Source organism: Pseudomonas sp. C6002 (assembly GCF_013385805.1).
Classification (GTDB): domain Bacteria; phylum Pseudomonadota; class Gammaproteobacteria; order Pseudomonadales; family Pseudomonadaceae; genus Aquipseudomonas.
This window is the reverse complement of sequence record NZ_JACAPH010000057.1, coordinates 1-469: the sequence shown is the minus strand read 5'-3', so window position 1 is coordinate 469 and position 469 is coordinate 1. Positions and strand designations below refer to the sequence as shown.

General features: G+C 68.0%; 1 protein-coding gene. It reads right to left on the bottom strand.

What is annotated here, in order from left to right; genetic code table 11:
* Positions 1-469, bottom strand: a 469-nt coding sequence (locus tag HX817_RS31480) for an AMP-binding protein (RefSeq protein WP_371317791.1), incomplete at both ends; no start/stop codon positions are given.

The following is a 469-nucleotide window of genomic DNA, read 5'->3' as shown; positions in this document are numbered from 1 at the left end:
GCCAGCGACGCCTGGGCCAGCAGCAGCTGGATGCCGCTGTCTTGCATCATGTAGGCCAGGCGGTCCTGCGGGTAGGTTGGGTCGAGCGGCACATAGGCGCCGCCGGCCTTGAGGATCGCCAGCAGCCCGACGATCATCTCGATACCCCGCTCCGCGGCCAGGCCCACCAGCACGTCCGGCCCCACGCCGTGAGCGATCAACTGATGCGCACGGCGGTTGGCCTGGGCATTCAGTTCGGCGTAGGTCAGGGTCTGGCCGTTGCAACGCAGGGCCACGGCGTCAGGCCGTTGACGGGCCTGCTCGGCGATCAGTTGATGGGCGCAGGTGTCGCTTGGGAAGCTGCGCGGGCCGGGGTTCCACTGGGCGATGTTGTGCTGTTGCTCGGTCGCGTCCAGCAGCGGCAATTCCCCGATGCGCCGTTGCGGATCGGCGACGATGCCTTGCAGCAAGTTCAGCCAGTGAGCGGCCA